General features: G+C 68.2%; 7 protein-coding genes. All 7 read left to right on the forward strand.

What is annotated here, in order from left to right:
- Positions 1 to 1,565: heavy metal translocating P-type ATPase (locus tag JWP65_RS19940; RefSeq protein WP_299766928.1), on the forward strand; the 1,565-nt coding region annotated here is incomplete at its 5' end.
- Positions 1,565 to 1,702 (forward strand): cbb3-type cytochrome oxidase assembly protein CcoS, encoded by a 138-nt coding sequence (gene ccoS / locus JWP65_RS19945; protein ID WP_299766930.1) that lies wholly within the window; start codon positions 1,565 to 1,567, stop codon positions 1,700 to 1,702. The genes JWP65_RS19940 and ccoS, both read left to right, overlap by 1 nt.
- Before the next feature lie 65 nt (positions 1,703 to 1,767).
- Complete coding sequence (ccoN, locus tag JWP65_RS19950) at positions 1,768 to 3,213, forward strand: cytochrome-c oxidase, cbb3-type subunit I (RefSeq protein WP_299766933.1); 1,446 nt, start codon at positions 1,768 to 1,770, stop codon at positions 3,211 to 3,213.
- Positions 3,214 to 3,230: 17 nt separating this feature from the next.
- Positions 3,231 to 3,860, forward strand: coding sequence for a cytochrome-c oxidase, cbb3-type subunit II (gene ccoO, locus JWP65_RS19955; protein WP_299766935.1), 630 nt, complete (start codon positions 3,231 to 3,233; stop codon positions 3,858 to 3,860).
- 62 nt (positions 3,861 to 3,922) lie between these two features.
- Positions 3,923 to 4,060 carry a cbb3-type cytochrome c oxidase subunit 3 gene (locus JWP65_RS19960; RefSeq protein WP_299766937.1) on the forward strand — a complete coding sequence of 46 codons (138 nt, stop codon included), beginning with the start codon at positions 3,923 to 3,925 and terminating at the stop codon, positions 4,058 to 4,060.
- 10 nt (positions 4,061 to 4,070) lie between these two features.
- Positions 4,071 to 4,988 (forward strand): cytochrome-c oxidase, cbb3-type subunit III, encoded by a 918-nt coding sequence (ccoP, locus tag JWP65_RS19965; protein WP_299766939.1) that lies wholly within the window; start codon positions 4,071 to 4,073, stop codon positions 4,986 to 4,988.
- Between the two features lie 3 nt (positions 4,989 to 4,991).
- A partial coding sequence (locus tag JWP65_RS19970; protein WP_299766941.1) for a 4Fe-4S binding protein occupies positions 4,992 to 5,690 on the forward strand: 699 nt, incomplete at its 3' end.

Below are 5,690 nucleotides of genomic sequence, written 5' to 3' on the forward strand. Positions count from 1 at the left end.
TGTTCTTCCTGCTGTCCGGCCGCCTGCTGGAGCAGCGGCTGCGCGATCGCACGGCGGGCGCGCTCGACGCGCTGCTGCGGCGCCAGCCGGACAGCGTCGAGCGGGTGCTGGCCGACGGCAGCAGCGAGCAGGTGGCGGCGCGGCAACTGGCCGTCGGCGACCGCATCCGGGTTCGCCCGGGCCAGGCCTTCGCGGCCGACGGCCGGGTGCTGGAAGGCGAAAGCCATGTCGACGAGGCCTTGCTCACGGGCGAGTCGACGCCGCTGCGCCGGGCACTAGGCGACGCCGTGGTGGCCGGCAGCTTCAACCTGGCCGGCAGTCTGCTGGTGGCGGTGGAGCGCATCGGCGAAGCCACGCGCTATGCGCAGATCGTCGCCCTGATGGCGCGCGCCTCGGTGGAAAAGCCGCGGTTGGCGCAACTGGCGGACCGCATCGCCTCGCCGTTCCTGGCGGCCGTGCTGCTGGCCGCGGGCGGCGCGGCGCTGTGGTGGTGGCCGCAAGGCCCGGGCCAGGCGCTGGGCATCGCCGTGGCCGTGCTGATCGTCACCTGCCCTTGCGCGCTGGCCTTGGCCACGCCGGCGGCCACGCTCGCCACCGCCGGCGCGCTGGCCCGGCGCGGCATCCTGGTGCGGCGGCTGCAAGCGCTGGAGAGCGGGGCTACCATCGACGCGGTGGTGTTCGACAAGACCGGCACCCTCACGACGGACCGGATGACGGTCGATTCGGTGCGCACCCGCGCCGGAACCGCGCCGCAGCGGGCGCTGTGGTGGGCGGCGGCGCTGGCGCGCCATTCGCTGCATCCGGTCTCGCGCGCGCTGGTCGGCGACGCCGGCGGCTGGAGCGCCGAGGGGGTGCAGGAATGCACCGGCGCCGGCATCGAAGGCCGGGTGGTGCACGACCATGCAACGCCCCACCGCCTGCGGCTCGGCAGCGGCGCCTTCTGTGGCGCCGAGACCTACACATCGACCCAGGCGCAAGTGCACCTGGCCGACGAGGCCGGCTGGCTGGCCAGCTTCGAACTCGATGAAACCTTGCGGCCGGATGCCCGCGCGGCCGTCACCGCGTTGCGCGACATGGGGCTGGAACTGGAAGTGCTCTCGGGCGACCAGGAGCTGGCCGTGCGCCGGCTGGCCGCCCGCGCTGGCATCGACCGCAGCCTGGGCGGCCAGTCGCCCGAAGACAAGCTGCGCCACCTGGCGCGATTGCAGCAAGCCGGCCAGCGTGTCGCCATGGTCGGCGACGGCTTGAACGACGGCCCGGTGCTGGCCCGGGCCGATCTGTCGGTGGCGATGGGGCAGGCGGTGCCGCTGGCGCAGGCGCGCTGCGACTTCATCGTGCCAGGCGGCCAGCTGGCCGCGCTGCCGCTGCTGCTGCACCAGGCGCGCCGCACCCGCGCCGTGATCCGCCAGAACCTGGCCTGGGCCGCCGGCTACAACGCGGTCTGCGTGCCGCTGGCGCTGGCCGGGCAGATGCCGCCCTGGCTGGCCGGGCTGGGCATGGCCGCCAGCTCGCTGCTGGTCGTCCTCAATGCGGCGCGCCTGGCGCGGCTGCCGAAAGCTGCCTGATGGACATCCTGTTCCTGCTGATCCCGCTGTCCGTGGTGCTCGGGCTCGTCATCCTCGGCGCGCTGGGCTGGGCCGTGTGGCGTGGCCAGTTCGAAAGCGTCGACGCCGAAGGCGAGCGCATTCTGCACAACGATTGACCTGCATCAAGCGGCCAGGGTGGGGCCGCCGGGACACTCCAAGCATCCAAAACAAGGTGTGCTCCATGAACGATCCGACCATTCCTGCCCCGACTTACGACGATGGCGTCGTGCGGCAGTTTTCGCTGATGGCCGTGGTCTGGGGCGTGGTTGGCATGCTGGTCGGCGTGTTCATCGCGGCCCAGCTCACCTGGCCTGAACTCAACCTCGGTATTTCCTGGCTGTCCTACGGGCGCCTGCGGCCGCTGCACACCAACGCGGTGATCTTCGCCTTTGGCGGCTGCGGCCTGTTCGCCACCAGCTACTACGTGGTCCAGCGCACCTGCCACGTCAGACTGTTCATGCCCAGGCTGGCCGCCTTCACCTTCTGGGGCTGGCAGGCCGTGATCGTGGCCGCCGCCATCAGCCTGCCCCTGGGCTACACCTCCGGCAAGGAATACGCCGAGCTCGAGTGGCCGATCGACATCCTGATCACGGCGGTGTGGGTCTCGTACGCCGTGGTCTTCTTCGGCACCGTCGGCACCCGCAAGATCCGCCACATCTACGTGGCCAACTGGTTCTTCGGCGCCTTCATCCTGGCCGTCGCGCTGCTGCACGTGGTCAACAGCGCCGCCATCCCGGCCGGCTTCATGAAGTCCTACTCGCTGTATGCCGGCGTGCAGGACGCGATGGTGCAGTGGTGGTACGGCCATAACGCGGTGGGCTTCTACCTGACCACCGGTTTCCTGGGAATGATGTACTACTTCATCCCCAAGCAGGCCGGCCGCCCGGTGTACAGCTATCGGCTGTCGATCGTGCACTTCTGGGCGCTGATCTTCACCTACATGTGGGCCGGCCCGCACCACCTGCACTACACCGCGCTGCCGGACTGGACGCAGTCGATCGGCATGCTGTTCTCGCTGATCCTGCTGGCCCCCAGCTGGGGCGGGATGATCAACGGGATGATGACGCTGTCGGGCGCCTGGCACAAGCTGCGCGATGACCCGGTGCTGCGCTTCATGATCGTGGCCCTGTCGTTCTACGGCATGGCCACGCTGGAAGGCCCGCTGATGTCGATCAAGACCGTCAACGCGCTGTCGCATTACACCGACTGGACCGTCGGCCACGTGCACGCCGGCGCCCTGGGTTGGGTCGGCTTCATCACGATGGGCTCGCTGTACTACCTGATCCCGCGCCTGTTCGGCCGCCCGCAGATGCACTCGGTCAAGGCGATCGAGCTGCACTTCTGGGTCGCCACCATCGGCATCGTGCTGTACATCGCGGCGATGTGGATCGCCGGCGTGATGCAGGGCCTGATGTGGCGCGCCGTCAACGGCGACGGCACGCTCACCTACACCTTCGTCGAATCGGTCAAGGCGACCTATCCCTTCTACGTGATCCGCTTCCTGGGCGGCCTGATGTACCTGGGCGGCATGTGCGTGATGGCCTGGAACACCTGGATGACCGTGGCCGGCGGCCGCGCGGTGCGGGTGAACGTGCCGGCGCCGATGACCGTGGCCCACGCCGCCTGAACCCCGAAAGCCACGACATGAGCGACAACGAAACTCCGGTGCCCACCTTCTCGCACGAGAAGGTCGAGACCAGCAACTTCCTGATGATCGTGCTGATCCTGCTGGTGATCGCCATCGGCGGGCTGGTGGAGATCGTGCCCCTGTTCTTCCAGAAGTCGACCACCGAGCCGATCCTGGGGCTGAAGCCCTACACCTCGCTGCAGGTGGCGGGGCGCGACATCTACCTGCGCGAGGGTTGCTACAACTGCCACTCGCAGATGATCCGGCCGTTTCGCGCCGAGACGCTGCGCTACGGCCACTACTCGGTGGCGGGCGAGTTCGTCTACGACCACCCGTTCCAGTGGGGCAGCAAGCGCACCGGCCCCGACCTGCACCGGGTGGGCGGGCGCTACAGCGACGAGTGGCACCGCATCCACCTGACCAATCCGCGCGACCTGGTGCCGGAGTCGAACATGCCGGCCTATCCGTGGCTGGAGAAGAACGCGGCCGACGCCGGCAGCATCGCCAACCACATGAAGGCCTTGCGCGTCGCCGGCGTGCCTTACAGCGACGGCGAAATCGCCAAGGCGCCGGCTGACCTGAAGGGCAAGACCGAGATGGACGCCCTGATCGCGTACCTGCAGTCGCTGGGCCTGGCCCTTAAGTGAGTTTTTGAGGGCTGGTCCGAGAGCGAAGCGCGCGGCACTGTCCCCAACTGATCGGAAGAGAGATGGACGTCACCACCTTGCGCATCGCGGCCACGCTGGTCGCCTTCGGCACCTTCCTGGGCATCCTCGCCTGGGCCTATTACCGCGGCAACCGCGAACGCTTCGACGAAGCGGCGCGGATCCCGTTCGAACAGGAATGAGGCACCAGCCATGAGCGACTTCGACCACGGCTTCTGGTCCATCTTCATCGCCGGCGCCACCTTGCTGGGCATCGCCGCCTGTTTGCTGCTGCTGTGGGTGACCGCCCGCAAGAAAGTGGCCCCGCGCAGCGACAACACCACCGGCCACGTGTGGGACGGCGACCTGACCGAGATGAACAACCCGCTGCCGCTGTGGTGGGTGGGCATGTTCATCCTGACGATCGTGTTTTCGCTGCTCTATTTGGTGGCCTACCCGGGGCTGGGCTCCTACAAGGGCGAGTTGCAGTGGAGCACCCAGGGCGAGTACGAAGAAGAGACGCGGCAGGCCCGCGCCGCCCTCGAGCCGCTGTATGCGCAGTTCACTGCCCGCAAGGCGGAAGAGCTGGTCGGCGACGCCAACGCAATGGCGATCGGCGAGCGGCTGTTCATGAACAACTGCGCCCAGTGCCACGGCTCCGATGCGCGCGGCAGCAAGGGCTTTCCCAACCTGGCTGACATCGACTGGCTGCATGGCGGCACGCCGGAGGTGATCGCCCGGACGCTGACCAAGGGCCGGGTCGGCTCCATGCCGCCGATGGCGGCGGCGGTCGGCAACTCGGACGACGTGAACAACGTCGCCCACTACGTGCTGAGCCTGTCGAACAGCCCGCACGACTCCGTGCGCGCGCAACTGGGCAAGAGCAAGTTCACCGCCTGCGCCGCCTGTCACGGCGCCAGCGGCAAGGGCAATCCCGCGCTGGGCGCACCCAACCTGGCCGACGACATCTGGCTGCACGGCTGGGGCGTGCCGGCGATCGTCGCCATCATCAACAACGGCAAGACCAGCGAGATGCCCGGCCAGGCCGGCAAGCTGACCGAAGCGCAGATCCACGTGCTGGGCGCCTGGGTCTGGGGGCTGTCGAACAAGGCGCCGGCGCCCAAGCCCTGAGCCATGAAGGTCATCCCCATCCTCCCCATCCCGCCGGAAGAAGGGCAGGGCCTCTACGTCTCCGAGCGCAAGGTCTATCCGCGCTCGGTCCAGGGCCTCTTCGCGCAGTGGCGCTGGGCCTTCGTCTGGCTGACCCAGCTGGTGTTCTACGGCCTGCCCTGGCTGCAGTGGGGCGAGCGGCAGGCGGTGCTGTTCGACCTGGCGGCGCGGCGCTTCTACATCTTCGGCTACGTGCTCTATCCGCAGGACTTCATCTACCTGACGGCGCTGCTGGTCATCAGCGCGCTGTCGCTGTTTCTGTTCACCGCGGTGGCCGGGCGGCTGTGGTGCGGTTTCGCCTGCCCGCAGACCGTCTACACCGAAATGTTTCTGTGGATCGAGCGCAAGGTGGAGGGCGACCGCACGGCGCGGATGAAGCTCGACGCCTCCACGTTCTCGCTGGAAAAGCTGGTCAAGAAGTGGTTCAAGCACCTGCTTTGGCTGGGCCTGTCGGTCTGGACCGGCTTCACTTTCGTCGGCTACTTCACGCCCATCGGCGAGCTGGGCCTGCAGTTCCTGCAAACCCGCATGAGCTCGTGGGAAGTGTTCTGGGTGTTCTTCTACGGCCTGGCCACCTACGGCAACGCGGGCTTCCTGCGCGAACAGGTCTGCAAGTACATGTGCCCTTACGCGCGCTTCCAGAGCGCGATGTTCGACCGCGAC

It is taken from the genome of Ramlibacter sp. (assembly GCF_028292805.1).
Taxonomy (GTDB): Bacteria; Pseudomonadota; Gammaproteobacteria; order Burkholderiales; family Burkholderiaceae_C; genus Ramlibacter.

Coding starts and splice junctions, on each gene's coding strand:
- ccoS (WP_299766930.1), top strand. CDS start 1,565: ATGGACATCCTGTTCCTGCTGATCCCGCTGTCCGTGGTGCTCGGGCTC.
- ccoN (WP_299766933.1), top strand. CDS start 1,768: ATGAACGATCCGACCATTCCTGCCCCGACTTACGACGATGGCGTCGTG.
- ccoO (WP_299766935.1), top strand. CDS start 3,231: ATGAGCGACAACGAAACTCCGGTGCCCACCTTCTCGCACGAGAAGGTC.
- JWP65_RS19960 (WP_299766937.1), top strand. CDS start 3,923: ATGGACGTCACCACCTTGCGCATCGCGGCCACGCTGGTCGCCTTCGGC.
- ccoP (WP_299766939.1), top strand. CDS start 4,071: ATGAGCGACTTCGACCACGGCTTCTGGTCCATCTTCATCGCCGGCGCC.